Origin of the sequence: Enterococcus sp. DIV1421a (genome assembly GCF_051711025.1) — a bacterium.
Lineage (GTDB): Bacteria > Bacillota > Bacilli > Lactobacillales > Enterococcaceae > Enterococcus_B > Enterococcus_B hirae.
This window is the reverse complement of record NZ_JBIOLU010000001.1, coordinates 214,949-233,283: the sequence shown is the minus strand read 5'-3', so window position 1 is coordinate 233,283 and position 18,335 is coordinate 214,949. Positions and strand designations below refer to the sequence as shown.

Here is an 18,335-nt window from a genome sequence, read left to right as displayed (position 1 = left end):
CTTACTCCTTTCCACTGAAGATCCGATCGAGCCAAGTGGATAATTGATAGTTTTTGTAAAGTTGATCATTTAGTAAATGGTAGTCTGTCTCAATAAAACGTTGTGGAATAACTGGCTTTTTTCGGTCAACTACGCAAATGTTATCAGGATGGTAAAAATCATAATTTTTCACTTCTGGATTTGTTGTAATCAGTTTTCTTCTCATTCCATGTGTCTCAATCGTACGCATCGTGAGACCTGATTGATTTGCTAGCTCTAGATCCAAAATAATTTTGCTCTCTTTAACCACTTCATTAACGATTGTTTGCGGAAGTGGTTGATAGATGAATTCTTCTTTTTTGGCTGTTGCGAGTGTCTTAGTTCCATATTTGTAATAATAAAAATGCCAGATAGAAGGAAGATATAGTTTGAAATAGTAGCTATATTGTTTTTTCTCACAAAGTTCTTTTACTTGATTGATAAATGAGTAACGCATGCTATGACCGAATCCCACAAAAGAAAAAAGATAGGTTGACTCTTTTTTGTTTTTCTCATCGGAATTTATGTAGAATAATGGCAAAAAATTTAATTCTGCGTATTTCTTGCAGTCTTTCGCATCAAAACTATATAAATAATTAAAATAATCAAAGTATCTAGTCACTTGTGAAAATGTAGCAATTGAATCCCACAAATAGGCTAATTTAGGGATCGGTCCAACAATATCGGTCACCTCTTTGATGAACTTTTCAGGAAACAGTACTGGATTGATAACGAAAAAGTAATCATAATTTTCTTGTCCTATCGCTAATAAAATTTGCTTCAGATAACTCTCTCTTAAGGTATTGAACTTTGTAGAAAGTTTCATTTTGAGGTGTGAGTCCGAAGGGATCGCATTATAATACGTCACTTTTGCGCCTTTTCTTTCTAATTCTTCGATGATCAGCTGTGGATAATCGTAAAATTTCCATGCAATAAACAATATTTTTTTATCCTTTAAGCGTTTGTCCATACTATGCCTTCTCTCAATTTTCTCCGTTGTACTGTTTTGTAATCTCTCGAATCATTTGATTTAATGAATAATTTTTTTGATAGATCGCTATTATTTGTTGTTTGTCACAGCTATGCTCTGCATTTAGGATTGCTCGTGCAAATGAGTGAGGACTATCTGTATTTAATAAGCAACCACCTGTTTGTTCAATAATTTCTTCTACTCCTGTCACCTTTTTGCCAATAATCGGAACACCAGCGCGAATCGCTTCGATCAAAGAATAAGGCAACCCTTCATATCTCGAAGTGATCAAATAATGATCATACCCTGCAACGATTCGTTCACTATCCGTTCTTTCTCCTAATAAATGGACATTTCCCGTCAAATCGTGCTTGATTAAAAATGCTTTGACTTCTTTGAATAGTGGTCCATCCCCTGCCCAGACAAAATGATAATTAGGGTCTTGTTGAATGACTTCTTTTGCTACTTCCATAAATAAAAAAGGGTCTTTTTGAAAAGAAAGACGTGCGTTGTTACCAATAACAATATTCGATTCCTTCAACCCTAGAGATTCTTTGATCGTTTTTTTAGAAGGAAAGTCGATTGCAGGCAATCCATTGCGGATGACTATAAATTTGGATGGGTTATCAAGGTGTAATTTTATACCTGCCATTCGTTCTTCTTCAGATACATTAAACGTCTTCTTCGTTGCATACCTACTTAGCATCTTCTCTATCCAAATAAATAGTGTCTTCTTAGATTGCTTAAATTCCGAAGATAAGAAAGAATACGCATGTGGTGTATAAAAAACTTGCTCAATACGATTTCTTTTAGCAGCTATTCGCCCTAGCGCACCGGCTTTCGAACTATGACAATGCACAATATCCGGTTGAATTTCTTTCATTTGTTGTTTCAAGAAGCGGTAAGTAACATAATCATTTTTCACATCGACATTTCTAGTAAAGGTAGGACAGGGAATAAAGGTAGCTCGATCTTTTAACTGCATATATTGATCAGAAAAACAGTGATCCATTTTTTTTGTTCCATGAATAAAGTAAAGATCAAATTCTTCTTGGTCTAATTGTTCAATCAATTGAACGATATGTTTTCTTAAGCCGCCTTCCATTGATTCACTCAAGAGCAAAACTTTTTTTTTCATTTCCCTATCAACACGCTCCTTCAGGACGCAAAATAACAAAAAATGTACGATAGATGATTTTGAAATCAATATAAATACTTCGCTTTTCGATATATTCTAAATCTAGCATCACCATTTCAGAAAAACCGATATTGCTACGCCCGTTAATTTGCCATAAACCGGTACAACCTGGTTTGACCAATAGTCTTTGCTCATCATATTTCGTATATTGCGAAACCTCTCTTTGTAAAGATGGACGAGGACCAACTAAACTCATTTCACCTTTCAAAACATTCCATAGTTGTGGTAATTCATCTAAGCTTGTTTTACGAATGAATCGTCCAAATTTTGTTACACGTGGGTCATCTTTCATCTTGAACATCGCCCCTTCTACTTCATTCTTGCTCAGTAGCGTGGGGAGCTTTTTTTCTGCATCGACACACATCGAACGAAATTTATACATTTTGAATAACTGCTTATTTTTGCCTACTCGGTATTGGGAAAAAATGATTGGTTTTCCCGGCTCTTCCAGATATATCCTAAGAGCAATCCAAAGTAAGAGAGGTGATAAAACCACAAGGCCAATAAAGCTAAAAACAATATCAATGATTCTTTTAGAAAGTTCATATAATTTTTTGCGTTTCAGCTTCACACGATAAAATTGGACTCTCGAGCCAAAGCCCTCTTGAAATTTTTTCGTAACCTCGATATTTTCACTCATCCCATTGCCACCTTTCTTTATCGAATGGATCAAATCAACGAAAGAAACTAAATCGACGATGTTTCACTCTTTGATAAGTAAACGGCTCAATTTTGTTTTCGTATAGGATATCCATCGGCATTTTCTTTAATGATTTAACTTTTTCATTACCATAATCTTTTTGAATGATGTGATATGCTTCTTTTAAATAAAAATTCCTTTTTTCTAAACTATGGGCATCGGAAGCAATCATTTGAACCATATTTAATTGAATCATTGTTTTGGCAGTCTTTTGGATTTTTCGTCCAAACAAACCGACGATACTTGGTGCCGTTCCTTGAGCTAGCGCCCCCATATCTAAGAAAGGCAACAGTTTATTCGGATCATTAATGAATATCCTATTTCTTTCTGGGTGGACGATGATTGGTATATAGCCTTTAGCAATTAATTCAAAAAAGAGCTTTGTTGCATAAAGGGGAACGTCATTCGTCGGGAACTCTATTAGTAGAAACTGTTTTTGCTGCCCAAAACCAATAATTTCTCTTTTTTCTAAATCTTCTATCAACGTACCAGTAATACGATTTTCTTGACCTACGAGCAATTTCAGCTCAATATTGTTACGATCAAATTTAGTTTGTAATTTTGCTACTTCATTGGCTACATTCGTAGCGGGATTCAAAAATCGCCCATTCTTATGATGGGGGGTACACATCAAATGTGTGATTCCTTGTTCTCTGGCTTTCAACGCCATTTTGAGACTTTCATCGATGGTTTTCGGCCCATCGTCAACTCCTGGTAAAATATGACAATGTAAATCGATCATTTTTGAGCCCTACCTTTATTGATAACGACCTTTCTTTTTATCTCACTGATTACATACATTCCAATAGCCATAACCACAGCAAGTATCCCTGCATATATAAATGTTTGGACGAAAGACAATAAGTACCCCCGTACAAAGTAATAAACACTTTCCGTTAAAATACCGATACGATCAATCACACCACTAAAATAGATCCATGTGGGTAATAATAGGAGTGTTCCGCCAGCGCCTAAAAACATCAAGGCGACAAATCGGAATTTTTGATGTGACCAATGAATGGTGTGGAGTAATAGCAGAAGTAGGCAAACCAAGATCACACCATTTCCAATAATCAATTGATTCAGCAACGGCTTAAATTGCTTCACTTTATTCACATAGTTAGCTAAAAATGGAATTTCTAACGATTTTTCGGTTGCTTCGATCGAAGAATCCACTAGCCTATTGATTACTTGTTCTTTGTCTTTCGTTACTTGTATGTTTTTTGTTTGAATATAGTGATTTAAATGTTGTTGGATTTTCTCTTTGATTTCTTCTTCTCCAGATAAATCGTATGTTTTCCTCATATAAAGGCTAGTTACATACTTTTTGACATTAGTTTGGACAAATGATAACGAGACAATCTCTTTTAACTGATTCGCCGGGACATTGCTACCTCTTCCAATATCTTGAATTTTCTCGTTAATTTCTTGTTGAACTAATTTTGTATATCGAGAATTTTCCATTTGCTTGCTCATGAAATTAGGATTTGCTAAGGTTACTCTGATACAAAGCAAAGACAAAAAGCAAAGACATGCAACCGAGCAAATATAGGTCAAAAATAAGCGTGCTGTTTTCTTTCTTAAACCTTTCTTCATGCCGACTATCCTTTGTTTATTTATTTTCATTGATCATCGGTCCTGCATGTAATTTTGCAGTTACAAATAATCGTTGATCCGTTAAGCCAATGCTGTCGATCGGATAACAGGTATATAGTATTAATTTGGCATTATTTCTTTGACGAATCTCCTGCTTTATCTGAGCATCATGTTTATTGGCTACTCTTACTTCTTCTACCTCATATTGATAGCTACCGTAATTCGTTTGGATTGTTATAATCTCTTGCGCTTTGATGTTAATTAACTTGCCAAATGAATCACTATTATGCCCAGCAATCAATGTAGTTCCTATTTCTCCTGGAAAAGTGGAACCCATATATTGTCCCGCGCCTTTTCTTAAAATAGTTGCTGAATCGCCAAAATATAATGGTGTTTTTAATTGGATCGAAGGGACAGATATCTCTCCATACAATTGACCATAATGAGGAAATTGAATTTTACTAGAAGAAATCTCGCTTTCTCCATTCGTAGAAAGTTGTTTGATAGCTTCTTTATGATTGTTCTCTTTAAATGTGGGTGCCTCTGCAAGTAACAATGTCTGGATAGAGGAGGTAACAAAGTGAATGACTGGTTTGCCAATCACATAAATCAAAGAATAATTGATGACCAAAAAAAGAAACGCCAACAGACATCCGTTAACTATTCGATTTAGACCTCCCTTGATTCCTCTCTTACTCACTTCTACGTGCCACCCAATATGCGCCTCCAGCCAACATCAATACAGCACCTAAAGCCACATAGCTCGTGGTATAATCTGCACCGGTTTGTTTGATTTCATCTTCTGTAGAATAAATAGGAGTACCTGAAGGATCGACAACCGAAACGCCATCTCGATAAAAAGTCACTCTCAGATTTAAAATTTCTCCAATTTTTAAGACAATCGTTTTTAATTGCTCAATCACTGGACGTGGTAAAGCTTTGATCAGATTTTTTAGTGAATGGATCGAACGAACATCGACATTTTGTGAATTATCTAAGATCAATTGACGTGCTTCTCTTAAGTAATTTGCTACCTTTAACGCATTTTCATCTGACACCTGATGGACCTTCAGATAATTTTCTGCTTTTGTGATATCTGTAATATCAAAATCATATTTTTTCCCTTTCACCGTTACACCGGTATAAAGCTCATTTAAAATATCTCTTTCTGCGTTGGTGATTGCCCCTTGTGTTTCAGCATGAACTGCTGTCGGCAACAATAAACAGATAACTGACACCAATGTAAACAATATCCCTTTAAAATTTTTCATGATCTCTCCGCCTTTCATTAATAAATCCTGTAAATTTAGGATTAACTATGTCTTTTATTCTACTGAGAACCCTCACTTGATTTTTTTTGTTTTTTTAGCCTTCAAACGAATTACTTAAAAAAATAAAAAATGATTTGTATACATAAAAAGAGTTTGAGACAAAAAATTTTTGTCTCAAACTCTTTCATAATTATAAAAGGAAATAAATGAGAGACCTCAGTGTCAGCCTCTTACGACAAATGATTTTTTTCAAAACTTAGGGTCTTCTTTGAAAAAGTTCTTTTGTTTTGTCATTCGTGTACTTTGATGCTTTTCTCTTTAGCAAAGAGTTTCATTTGGAACATGATAGCAGGTCACGATCCATAGTAGTAATAGCCTTGATTTTCATCCTCTTTAGAAGCATTGTAAACTACTCCTAAAATATTGGCATTTACTAATTCCAGTAGATGTTTAGCTATTCGAAAATTCGCTTTTTTTGTTAACTTTTCACTGACTACCATAATCGTTCCATCCACTTTTGAAGACAATATTTGTGCATCTGTCACGGCAGTCAAGGGAGGGGTATCGAATATGATCATGTCATAGGTTGCTTCCAACTCCTCAATCACTTCTTCTAAGCGAGAAGAACCTAACAATTCAGCCGGATTTGGAGGTTTCGGTCCACTTGTCATAACAGAAAGATTTTTTTCAAAACTTTCTTGTATACATTCTTTAGCCTTGATGTTTGTACCTAATAATGTGCTAAGACCTACATGTTTCTCTAAAGAAAAAATTTTGTCTAGGGTTGGCTTCCGCATATCTGCATCTATGATCAATACTTTTTGCCCTAGATTTGCGTAAACCACTGCTAAATTAGCTGCTGTAGTTGATTTACCTTCACCTACACCTGGCGAAGTAACCACTAATGTTTGCACTTTTTTACCATAAGGAAAACTATATTGGATATTGGTCCGAATCGTTCGATAGCGTTCTGTAATCGGTGAAGTTTTATCCATGATTGTAATTAAATTTTTTCTGACTGTGGCATTTCTTCCTCTTCTTGTCTTTCTCATTGATTACACCCTTACTTCTTTTTTCGATTTTTTTTCTCATTGTCATCCATATAAGGGATACTTCCCAGTACCACCATATTAAATTCATTTTGAATCGTCTCACTATCACTGATTGTTCGATCCATGAATTCTAATATCATAATGATCATCAAACCAATAAATAAACCAATAAGCAATCCTTTGGCCAAAACTATTTTTTTATGTGGCTCTGTTGGTGTTGCACTAAGCGTAGCTTTTGAAATAATCGAAATGCGATCTACATTGAGTAATTTTTTTGCATTCTTCTGAAATTTTTCGGCTGTAACGTTAGCAATGTATTGGGCAAGTTTTGGATCCGGATCCGTTGCGACAATCGAAAACATTTGAGAATTTTCCTTTTGTTTGATACTTATAAGGTTTCGTAATTGCTCAATTGTTAAATGGACACCAAAATTTTTCGCTAAGTCTTGAGACACCTCATCCATTATCAAGTCTCCAGTAATAATGTCTTTATAGGTGGTAATCATTTGCAAGTTGCTGTTGACATCATTAATGTCTGCCGTTTCGTTTTTAGGTAAAGTAACGATTAATTGGGCTTGTGATTCATACTTTGGGACTAAGACAAATGCAATCAAAAGCATGGACATAATTAAACCTAATAAAGCAGAAATCACAATCGCAAATTTTCTTTTTTTTATGATACGCCAAAATTTCTCTATGTTTACTGTTTGCTCCATCCTTATCTCTGATTCTCCTAAATAAAATTATTTATAAACTATTTTTGCTCGTTAATTGACGATGTTCACTTTGAAAGAAAATAATACTTTTTTTATCTTTCTTAGTTGCTATCAATTATCTAAGGGATACTACAGTCAACTATTGACTTAATCAATCTTACTGAAATTAGTTTTTTCATTATCCGTTACATATTTGATGACTGTATATTGCTTGAATGAATCTGGTTTTTCAAATGAAATCACTAGATCAAAATCAGACTCTTTACCTTCATAACTATATTTCCCATAAATTTCTTTGACATTTTTATATTCTTGGCCTTTTCCTTTAACTGTCTTTAAATCAGCTGTTGATAATGTTTCTTTAATAAACTTCAATTTTTTTGGGTCCAATTTATTATTTTGGGTAATCGTTTTTTCAGCAATTTTTGTTAATTGCTTTACTTCTATATCTTGCTTATCGGCCCATGTCATTTCACTACTTGTCTGCGTTGGTTGACTGGAAGAAGCTGTACTATCAGTGCTAGTTGTATTAGTAGTTTTAGTTGATTTACCTGCCGAGCAGCCTGCCAATGCGAAGACAACCATACTTGCTAAAATTATTTTTTTCATTTGTTCATCTCTCCTTAAAATCATTTATCTCATTCTTCCTAAATTAGTACAAAAAAATTTAGTTGCTATATTAGTATAGTATTTTCGTTCATAATACTTTCCTAATTTTTTTATAGAACCCCACAAAAAAATTAATAATAAAAAAAATCCCTTTTAAAATTGCTTATAGAATAACTATAGTTACCTTTATTTATATTGGTTCCCCCAAAATTTAACGAACAAAAAATGGATATTTTGCGTTATAAAGTGATATTTACCAAGCGAAGGAAACTTCAAATGGAAGAGAATCAAATCTGTTTAGGAGAATTTAAAATGATTGAAGATTATATAGAAAAAGACATTATTAGAAAAGTAAAGTTAGTTGAATTTTTATTTGAATTAAAAGAACTGAACGTAAGCGAAACTGCAGAAAGATTGGGTGTGACATTCAACACAATCAAAGCGGATTTCCAAAAATTAGTCATTCGACTCGAAGATGATATCGACTATTATAAAATGACTAGTAGTCATCTACTGATATTTTTCAAACCATCTATTAGGCGCTATGATCTCATCAAACAAATTTACCAAGATTCTAATTTTTTAAGAGTTTGTTCCCGATATATCATGGGAGAAAATGATTATTTAACACTTGTGGATGAAGAGTTTTTATCTGTGACAAAAGTATTCAAAATAAAAAAAGATGTAGAGAACTATTTTGCAGAAGCACTCACCCCACTTACGAAGGAACCCGAAGAATCGCATGAGTTACAGTATCGCTTTTTGATCCTTTCAGTTTGGATGCGGTGTGACTATTTAGATACACAAATTGATCCCATAACAATGGAAAAAGCTGAAAAATATGCAGACAAACTACTTCATATCCTGTCTAATCGTTTAAATAAAACTCAATATACTTTCTTCAAATCCGCCATCTATCTTTCATTGGAACGGCGAAAAAGCAATCCAATTGTCTTTCCAAACGACACTATGAACATTTTTAAAGATGGTATCATTTTCAATATGTTTAGAGAGATTTTCATACAAATCGAGGAACCTTTAACAGATGAAGAGATAGCCTATCTAGCCCTTATTTACCGTACACTTCCTTACAATTCACCAAATTATTTCATGATCGAGATCGATTATCATTATGTAAGAAATCGCTTGATCACCAAGTTTAAAGAAATCGATTTATTGATCGAAATGTTTGAAAAAGAATTTGGTGTGAATTTATTTGGCAATATTTTGTTTGAAGTCCCCCTCTTTAACCTGCTATACACGTGTGCTTTGAACGTTGGTAATTTCTTAGTTACCAAACATATTTTCTTAAGTGCAGAGCAACTAGATTTATTAAATAAAGTCAAGTTTATTTTAAATAAATGGATTGAAGAACTTGATACTCCTATTCATCATATTCCTTATTTTCATCTGCAAGAATTTTGTCAGTTGACCTTTTTCATCTTGACCCATGGGAACCAATCAAAAATAGGTGTGGTCATCGTAGCAGAAAGTGAAACTTCGCATATCGTATTTCGGAATTCATTAGAAAAGAAAATGTCTACAAGTGATTTATTGATTGACACTACCCTTTATTATTCCATGGACGATGTGCCTAAATATATCAAAAAAACCGGTCATCTAATTATTTGTGAGCGAACGCTTTTGAATAAGGAAACCTTTAACACCGAGAATATTTTCCCAATCTCATTGAATTCCATCTCTAAGGATATCAATAAGATTGCGACACGTATCATGAACTTTGATTGATCTTCACTTGATACTGAAAAGAATTAGCAAGCAAGATCCAATTTGCTTGCTAATTCTTTTTTCTTTTCTATCACTAATAAAAAAGCTAGTTCAGTACCAATGATTTCACTCTGTTTGTTCGAATAAGCAATATTTCTTTTTTCCACTCAGTAAACTAGTTTGAACAAACTAAGAGCAAGGATGGGACAAAGATTATTTCTCTTCAAATCGCTACTATATAATCTTTATAATCTTTTGCTAATTCTTCTTCTGGCTCTTCGATGATATATCCTTGTTCCTTCAGCACTTTCTTAGTAACAACATAGTGTTTGACACCTGCTTCTACAATAACGACATTCGTTAAAATATTACTAATCTTCCCTGTAGCTAATTCCCCAGAAACAGCACAGGCCGAAACAGTGATTCCACGTTCTAAATTCATGATCATTTCTCCTAACTTCCTAAAATTACTTACTGTTATCATTATAAAAATTTACTTCTGCTCATTTTACAATTATTTTGGTAAAAATTTCTTCTAAGTTACTAAAAATGAAAAACATTCGTTCAAAGACCTTAAAGAATACTTTTTGCAATGAACTAGCAGAAAAAGAGAGCCGCTTTCCTCTTTTCTTAATTTATATTTTAGCAAAACATACAGATAACATTTTTTTATCTATTTCACCTCAGCCTATTTTTTTATCAATAAAATTAACTATCCATTCTTTTTCATTTTTAAACATACTGCTATATTCATACTAAAAACTTAAATGAATCTAGTTGAAAGATAGGATAGAAATAATACATTTCTTTAGCTTCCTTCGGTCAATGACTCTATTTAGTTGCACAAAGTATTAATTTTAACTATTTCTTCCTTTTTTTAGAACAGCCTCAATAATTGAAAAAAAATCAAAGTCAGTTGGAATTTTTTACTTTTATATCAAAAAGACGAACTTTAACAAAAAAACGCTCAAAGCGTTCTCTATGCTTTGAGCGTCTTTCATACCTTTTATTTAACAGGTACATTTACAGAAACAAGTTGTTTTCCATCGAAACTTAGACTTTCAATTGTAAAACTATTTGCTGAAGCTGGAATCTTATTACCAATATAAACTTCAAATTGGTTGCCTTCTTTTAATTTAAAGCCTGGTTTGTATTCCTTATTATCAACAGTTAATTTGATAGAACGGATATCTCCTTTGTAAGTCCCTGTTAGGTACTCTGAATTACGTGTATATTCATTTGGAACTAATTCTGGTTGGGAAACTGAAACTTCTTGACTTACTAAGACATTTCCAGATTTATCTAGACCTTCTAATTTTATAGATTTTGAATCAGCCGTGATTTTATTACCAATATAAACTTCAAATTGGTTTTCACCAGTGATTTTAAAACCAGGATTGCTTTCTTGTCCATCTACTACTAATTTGAATTTCTTAATGCCGTCACCGTTGAATGTACCTCTCATATATTCATCGCCACGGACATATTCATTGATACTTAAAGTTGGGGATTGCACAGTGATTTCTTTTGAAGTCAATTGTTGTCCTGATTTATCTAATCCAATCAGCGTAAATGTCGTTGTTCCTACTGGTACTTTGTTACCAATATATACTTCAAATTTATTACCTTCAGTGATTTTAAATCCTGGGTAATTTTCTTGTCCATTAACTACTAATTTGAATTTTTTAATTGCTTGACCTGTGAACGTCCCTGTTACATACTCATTGCCAGCTAGGTATTCATTTGGTTGTAACTCAGGATTTTGTACATTCACATCTTGAGAAACAATTTCTTGACCTGTTTTATCTATTCCCACTACTTTAATAGAATTAACATTTGCTGGTACTTTATTACCAACGTAAATCTCAAATTTACCGTCAGTTAATTTGAATCCTGGGAAGCTTTCTTGTCCATTAATAATCAATTTGAATTTTTTAACGCCTTCCCCTGCAACAGTACCTGTTAAGTATTCATTACCACGAATGTACTCATTAATTGTCAATTGCGGTGCTTCTACTGTTACATTTTGTTCGACAATTGTTTTACCGGCTTTATCTAATGCTTCAAGCTTAATAACTTTTGAACTTCCAGTAATTTTACTTCCGATATAAACTTCAAATTTACCATTTTCTAATTTAAAGCCTGGTTCATATACTTTATCATCAACAGTTAGTCGGAATTTATTAATGCTGTTGCCTTGGTAAGAGCCTGTCATGTATTCACTACCTAAAACAAATTTATCGACAGACAATGATGGTGCTTGAACTTGTACTGTTTGAGAAGCAACTTGTGTGCCTGCTGGGTTAAATGCCTTTAATGTAAACTCAGTTGTTCCTTCTGGGACACGATTTCCTACATATACTTCAAGTTTTCCATTTTTTAATTTAAAACCAGGTTCATAGGTTTGTCCATTGACAATCAATTGGAATTTTTTGATGTTCCCAGTAATTGTACCCGTTACATATTGATCTCCTAATGTATATGGATTAAGTGTTAATGTTTGTTTCGATTTTTCTTCAAGTGCTTCTTGTGCTTTTTGGATTTTGGCTAATAATTCTGTTTTTGTTTCGCTTGCTTTTAAAGCATCCACTTTTTCTTTGGCTGCATTGATTTGCTCTTGCGTATTTTCTGGTTTTGGTGTATCTCCATTGAATAACGCATTTACTGCTTCTGTGGCTGCTTGTACTTTCGCAGCTTCTTCAGTTGCTTCATCCAATGCTTGTTGTGCAGCAGTGATTTTTGCTAGTAAAGCTGTTTTTACTGTCTCATTTGTTAATGCATCTACTTTTGCTTTGGCTGCGTTAATTTGTTCTTGTGTATTTTCTGGTTTTGGTGTATCACCATTAAATAACGCATTTACTGCTTCTGTGGCTGCATTTTCTTTTTCTACTTCTGCATTTAAAGCATTTTGAGCTGTCGTAATTTTTGCTAATAAAGCTGTTTTTGCATCACTATTTGCTAATGCATCCACTTTAGCTTTAGCTGCATCAATTTGTTCTTGTGTATTTTCTGGTTTTGGTGTATCTCCATTGAATAACGCATTTACTGCTTCTGTGGCTGCATTTACTTGTATTTCGTCTAAAGCATTCTGAGCTTTTGCAACCTTTGCAAGCAAGTCTTCTTTTGCTTGACTATATGGCAGAGCATTTACTAATGCTTTGGCAGCGTTAACCTGTTCACTTGTATTATTAGGTTTAGGTACTTGATTATCATTGAATAAGTTATTCACTGCTACCGTAGCTTTATTTATTTGATCTACTTCAGCGGATGCTTTATCTAGAAACGGTGTAAGGAAATTAGCCCAGTATGCTGAGATATAACTACTACTAATATCTCTTGGAATATAATTATTCATTTCTTGACGAACATTATCAATTCTACTTTGAGTAACACCTGGAGCTAAGACACCACTCGTTGAATAAATTGAGTCAAGCAATGTACTGATTCTGTTTCTACTTGTGATTGCACTTTGTGGTACATCGGTGAATTTACGATAGTTACTTGTATTCCAACGAGCAATATCTCCCTTACCAGTAGCCACATTAATAGAAAAATTAGTTGATGTTCCTTCAGCTTGGAATGTCACTTGAACATTTATTGTATTTGAATATTGCGAAGTAGAAAACTTCACATTTTTCCCTTGAACATTAACCTTTATGTCATTCGCTGTTAATGTGGAACTAGGTTGTTTGAAGATTGAAAAAGTAATTTGAAAAGTAGCTCCTCGCACAGTATTTGGTAGTGTCCCAGAATAATTATTCGTCGGTGTTGATGGTAATACTTCTCCAATATTCCAATCAAAATTGGAAGGATTCACTGTTTTTCTTTCTGTAGCTGTTAGATTTTGTTTTTGAGTCAACGTGTTCTCGTTTGAAATAGCCTCCGAATTTTTTGTATTTTTTTCAGCAGTAGTTGCTGTTTGATTTTTTTCTGCTGCATAAACCAATGAGGTTCCTGCACTAGCTGCACTTGAAACAAGCACTAAGCCTGCAGCTGACGCAGCAAGTAGTTGTTTTCTAAGTTTTTTGCTTTTTGATAGATTTTTCTTTCCCATTTTACATTAAAACCTCCTATTAAATTGTCAATAAATTTTTATTGATAGACAAATTATAGGCGACCTCCAAAAAAATTTTTTTCACGTTTTTTCAATTTCAAGAATACTTATGTTAAAAAATAAAAATCTCCAATCGAATAAACGTCTATCCTTTTTCCAATAAAAAATGATTGCTCTCCTAAAGTTATCCACATCAAATATTGTTACATCAATGTCTTAACTCATTTCTAGCAAAATAAATTTCTTCTATCTTTTTTGAAATATAAAAAAAAAATATCTGAGCCACTAATAATATGCTTAGGTCCTAAACAGAAATCTTTATTTGGATAGGAGAAAGGATGAAATACAATGAAAAAGAAAATAATTGTTACTTCAGCTACTGGTATCATGCTATTTTCAAATTTACTTTTACCAAGTGCCCAAGTACTAGCTACCCAAGAAAATCTCTCATCAACTAATACTCAAGTTATTCCTAAAGCCTCAACGCAAAGTTTTACATTAAAAGGCTACGATAATACAACTTTTGCTCAAATCAGTGTTGCTAACAGTAACCTTCACTTGCAAACCTTCGCTGTTCAACCACATTGGGGCTTCTATGGAGATACTTACGCAAGTTTACAAATTAAGCGTGGAACACAAGACGTCTACAAAAAAAGCTTTGTCGGCAACCAAAAATTGACAGCTGAACAAAAAGATATTCCTTTGCAGGATGGAGATATCGTAACAATCACTCATCGTGAAGCGAATGATACTCGTTTTGCTGTCAATGACCCATCATTAAAAGGTAATACTTCTGGCGATTACACTTATGTCGTTAAAAATGGCAAATTAAGCAATATTACTTTACAACTAGCAGAAGCGACAAAAGCAGTCAATGATTTATTCAATGGCGACACACCTAAACTGGGCATCACCCAAGAACAAGCAGATGCAGCAGCGGCTAAACTTAACGCACTACCAAATTATCTGCCCCAACTTGGTCAATTATGGAATAAGCTAGAAAAAGCTTACAATGCTATCAGTGTCCATGCTGAGACACAAGGTTTCACCCTAAAAGGTTACTATGATCGAACATTTGCTCAAATTAGTGTAGTGAATAGTACTCTTCACTTACAAACAATGGCCGTTGAACCACACTCAAGATTTTATAGTGATATTTACGCAAGTTTACAAGTTAAACGTAGAACACAAGTGGTTTATCAAAAGGACTTTGTCGGCAATCAAAAATTGACAGCTGAACAAAAAGATATTCCTTTGCAGGATGGAGATATCGTAACGATCACTCATCGTGAAGCGAATGATACTCGTTTTGTTGCTACAGATCCTTCTTTAAAGGGCAATACTGCCGGCAATTACACCTATTTTGTTAAAAATGGCAAATTAGAAAACATCACTTTGCAACTGGCAGAAGCAACGAAAGCTGTCAACGAGTTGTTCAATGGCGACACACCTAAACTGGGCATTACCCAAGAGCAAGCAGATGCAGCAGCAGCTAAACTTAATGCACTACCAGATTATCTAACTCAACGCGATCAGTTATGGAATAAGCTGGAAAAGGCCTACAATGCCATCAGTGTTCAAGCTGAAACACAAGGATTTACCTTAAAAGGTTATGATAATACAACCTTTGCTCAAATAAGTGTTGCTAGAAGTAACCTCCACTTACAAACCCTCGCTGTCCAACCACATTGGGGCTTCTATGGAGATACTTACGCAAGTTTACAAATTAAACGTGGGACACAAGTGGTTTATCAAAAAAACTTTGTCGGCAACCAAAAATTGACAGCCGAACAAAAAGATATTCCTTTACAAAATGGGGATATCGTAACGATCACACATCGTGAAGCGAATGATACTCGTTTTGTTGCTACAGATCCTTCTTTAAAGGGCAATACTGCCGGCAATTACACCTATCTTGTTAAAAATGGCAAATTAGAAAACCTCACTTCGCAACTGGCAGAAGCGACGAAAGCCGTCAATGATTTATTCGATGGCGAAACACCTAAAGCTGAAAATACACAAGAACAATTAAACACAGCTTTAGAAAAAATCAATGCTTTACCTAACGGATTAGCTGAACGAACAGCTTTACAAAAAAAATATGACCAAGCTTATCTTGCATTAAAAACCTATAAAAAAACGATGTTCACCACAGCATATCCAGGAAATACTGCTGCTGCAGGAATTTTAATGGGGAAAGATCATGATCGTCAAGATTTAGGTATCCAATTAACAAAAGGTGCAAAAATTACCATTAGACAAACGAATCCAAAATTCACTTCAAAAATGACGTTGCGTTTATTAACCAATAATTCAAGTACTGAATCTGCTATTGATTTCACAACAAACAATGTCACACTAACTGCTAAAGCTTTAGCAGTACCATTTGTTTATACGCCATATAATCAAGAAAATGGGGAAAAACCACAATTAGAATTTACTGTAGAAGGACAAAAAATCCTATTACCAGTCTTTAGTAAAAATGGGGATATCGAAGCATTTAAAGATACTTGGAATCAAACAAAAGGTTATGGATTGATCAAAGGAAAGAGATTTCAAACTTTCTTACCTGAACAAAATCGCAATCAAGCTTTAAAAGTGGACCTCAACCGTCTAATTGATAAATATGATAATGATATTATCGGATCCTATAATGAATTATTAGGTTTATCTGACAATGACCCAAATCCATTGAACCGTTCTTCAGAACGTAGATATTTCTATAAAGCAGATGCTTCAGGTGCGGGTGCTCTTTATTATGGTGGCCTTTGGGCAGCACAAACTAGTACGTCTGGCGACGCTTGGTTAGGCGATGGTTGGGGAGTGCTTCATGAAACTGGTCACGGCTATCAAGGAAGCTTTATGAACAAAGGAATGGATGTCGGTGAAGTTTGGAATAATCTATATGGTGTAATTTATAATTACAAACACATGGGTAAAACTGCTGCCGATAAAAATTCTTGGCTTTATGATTATGGACACAAACAATCCATTGAAAATGCATTAAAGAATACAATCAATAGTGCTGATCCAAAATTCAATAGTCAAGATTTACGTAAAAAATTAGTCATTCTTTCAAACATCGTTGATAAAGCAGGAAATGAAGGCTTTACAAATTTCTATACAAACTACCGAAAATTTGCTAGTCAGTCAGGATTCAATGCCAATAACTATCCATTACCAGATTTGATCACAACTGAAATGGGTGCACCGAAGAAAGTGGACTTTTCTGCTGTCTTAAACGCTTGGGGCTTATCAGTATCAGAAAAAGCGAAAAAAGCAGCCGCAGATAATGGCTACCAACAGGTGGCTCATTTGGCACAAGTGGTTCCTGATAATCGATTAGATGCAGCGATTCAACAATTGACACAAAATAATCGTCTAAGTTCCGTTTTATCTTTAGTTACAAATGAAGAATTAAAACCATTGAATCTAACAAGCAACGTTACATTGAAGTTTAAAGATGGCAACTTGTTCGAAGGTATGAAATTGCGTATTTTAGATGGAAATAAACTTTATAAAGAAATTACTTTAGGTAGCGATCCAGTTACGATCAACAACATGCCAAATGGTGTATATTCTCTTGAATTGGGAACAGACACTGGTTATATCCAAAAACCATATCTTTTTGTGAAAGACAATGGTACAGTAACTATTTCATTAAATAACTATCTCAAAGAAGCCACAGAAGCTGTTGACCACTTATTCCAAGACAATGATCATTCGAAAATCAAGACAAATCTGATGCAAAAAGATATTGATCAAGCCAAGAAAAAAGTAACGGCTTTACCAAACAGTAGCCAAAAAGATAACTTATTGACACGATTAAATAATGCTTTTGATCAATTGCAAGAATTTACTTTCAAAGGATTAGGAAACTTCCATTTTGCTTCCTTTGACGTAGCAAATGGCGTAGCAACCGTACGTACAATAGCTGGTACTCCGCATAGTTACTTCAATGATCGCTATGCAAGTATCACTATTTCACGTAATAATGAAACGCTCTATCAAAAAGAATACATTGGAGATCGTCATTATGATGCTAAAACGGATACGATCAATTTGAAGGAGGGCGACACAGTTACTGTGACACACCGAGAAGCAAATGCAACTCGTTTAGCCATCAATCATGAGAACTTGAAACACAATACAAGAGGAACATACCATTACGATGTACGTAACGGACAATTAGTTCTAAGAAAGTAAAAAATGTTATTAAAAATTCTATACTAACTATTTAACTGAAGCTGGAGCAACGATTGCGGCTCTTTGTCAATCATGAAGAGACTGGGACAAAACTTGTCTCAGTCTCTTCTAGTATTTCTAAATACGAATAAACGGTGAGATAAAACTAGTATCTTCGGAAAATTTGAGGAGCACCAAGCAGGTAACAATCAACATCAAAAACTAGTGTTTGTATTTC

14 protein-coding genes are annotated in these 18,335 nt (G+C 34.2%); 2 read left to right on the top strand and 12 right to left on the bottom strand.

Translation table 11 applies throughout. From position 1 onward, the window contains the following. Position 1: 1 nt before the first annotated feature. The 10 genes from IGK21_RS01100 to IGK21_RS01055 form a co-directional block, all read right to left on the bottom strand. Positions 2 to 988, bottom strand: a complete 987-nt coding sequence (locus IGK21_RS01100; RefSeq protein WP_181914768.1) for a hypothetical protein — start codon at positions 986 to 988, stop codon at positions 2 to 4. Between the two features lie 13 nt (positions 989 to 1,001). Then, entirely contained in the window at positions 1,002 to 2,126 is a 1,125-nt protein-coding gene (locus IGK21_RS01095) for a glycosyltransferase (RefSeq protein ID WP_010720307.1), read from the bottom strand. 7 nt (positions 2,127 to 2,133) lie between these two features. Continuing rightward, on the bottom strand, positions 2,134 to 2,826 hold the full coding sequence (locus tag IGK21_RS01090; protein WP_010720308.1) for a sugar transferase: 693 nt from the start codon (positions 2,824 to 2,826) through the stop codon (positions 2,134 to 2,136). A 34-nt stretch (positions 2,827 to 2,860) separates the two neighbouring features. Then, entirely contained in the window at positions 2,861 to 3,628 is a 768-nt protein-coding gene (locus tag IGK21_RS01085; RefSeq protein ID WP_181914767.1) for a tyrosine-protein phosphatase, read from the bottom strand. Next, positions 3,625 to 4,350, bottom strand: a complete 726-nt coding sequence (locus IGK21_RS01080) for a hypothetical protein (RefSeq protein ID WP_223603459.1) — start codon at positions 4,348 to 4,350, stop codon at positions 3,625 to 3,627. Before IGK21_RS01080 ends, IGK21_RS01085 begins: the two co-directional genes overlap by 4 nt. Before the next feature lie 148 nt (positions 4,351 to 4,498). Further along, complete coding sequence (locus IGK21_RS01075; protein WP_010720311.1) at positions 4,499 to 5,182, bottom strand: class D sortase; 684 nt, start codon at positions 5,180 to 5,182, stop codon at positions 4,499 to 4,501. Next, the gene (locus IGK21_RS01070) at positions 5,175 to 5,753 is read right to left on the bottom strand and encodes an LPXTG cell wall anchor domain-containing protein (RefSeq protein WP_223603460.1); all 579 of its coding nucleotides are present in this window, start codon (positions 5,751 to 5,753) and stop codon (positions 5,175 to 5,177) included. The genes IGK21_RS01075 and IGK21_RS01070 overlap by 8 nt, the downstream gene beginning before the upstream one ends. Before the next feature lie 353 nt (positions 5,754 to 6,106). Beyond that, positions 6,107 to 6,805, bottom strand: a complete 699-nt coding sequence (locus IGK21_RS01065) for a CpsD/CapB family tyrosine-protein kinase (RefSeq protein ID WP_010720313.1) — start codon at positions 6,803 to 6,805, stop codon at positions 6,107 to 6,109. A gap of 11 nt (positions 6,806 to 6,816) precedes the next feature. After that, positions 6,817 to 7,521: a YveK family protein gene (locus IGK21_RS01060; RefSeq protein ID WP_010720314.1), complete on the bottom strand. Its 705-nt coding sequence runs from the start codon at positions 7,519 to 7,521 to the stop codon at positions 6,817 to 6,819. Between the two features lie 147 nt (positions 7,522 to 7,668). Then, the gene (locus IGK21_RS01055) at positions 7,669 to 8,130 is read right to left on the bottom strand and encodes a hypothetical protein (protein WP_010720315.1); all 462 of its coding nucleotides are present in this window, start codon (positions 8,128 to 8,130) and stop codon (positions 7,669 to 7,671) included. A gap of 276 nt (positions 8,131 to 8,406) precedes the next feature. Here IGK21_RS01055 and IGK21_RS01050 point away from each other — a divergent pair, with 276 nt between their 5' ends. After that, entirely contained in the window at positions 8,407 to 9,879 is a 1,473-nt protein-coding gene (locus IGK21_RS01050) for a helix-turn-helix domain-containing protein (RefSeq protein ID WP_010736872.1), read from the top strand. Positions 9,880 to 10,081: 202 nt separating this feature from the next. Here the strand turns inward: IGK21_RS01050 and IGK21_RS01045 are convergent, their stop codons facing one another. Continuing rightward, positions 10,082 to 10,300 carry a hypothetical protein gene (locus IGK21_RS01045; RefSeq protein WP_034699360.1) on the bottom strand — a complete coding sequence of 73 codons (219 nt, stop codon included), beginning with the start codon at positions 10,298 to 10,300 and terminating at the stop codon, positions 10,082 to 10,084. Between the two features lie 564 nt (positions 10,301 to 10,864). Next, entirely contained in the window at positions 10,865 to 13,912 is a 3,048-nt protein-coding gene (locus IGK21_RS01040; RefSeq protein ID WP_034699364.1) for an immunoglobulin-like domain-containing protein, read from the bottom strand. 348 nt (positions 13,913 to 14,260) lie between these two features. On the opposite strand from IGK21_RS01040, the gene IGK21_RS01035 reads away from it, so the two are divergent. Further along, positions 14,261 to 18,118 (top strand): putative mucin/carbohydrate-binding domain-containing protein, encoded by a 3,858-nt coding sequence (locus IGK21_RS01035; protein WP_016249923.1) that lies wholly within the window; start codon positions 14,261 to 14,263, stop codon positions 18,116 to 18,118. Positions 18,119 to 18,335: the final 217 nt, after the last annotated feature.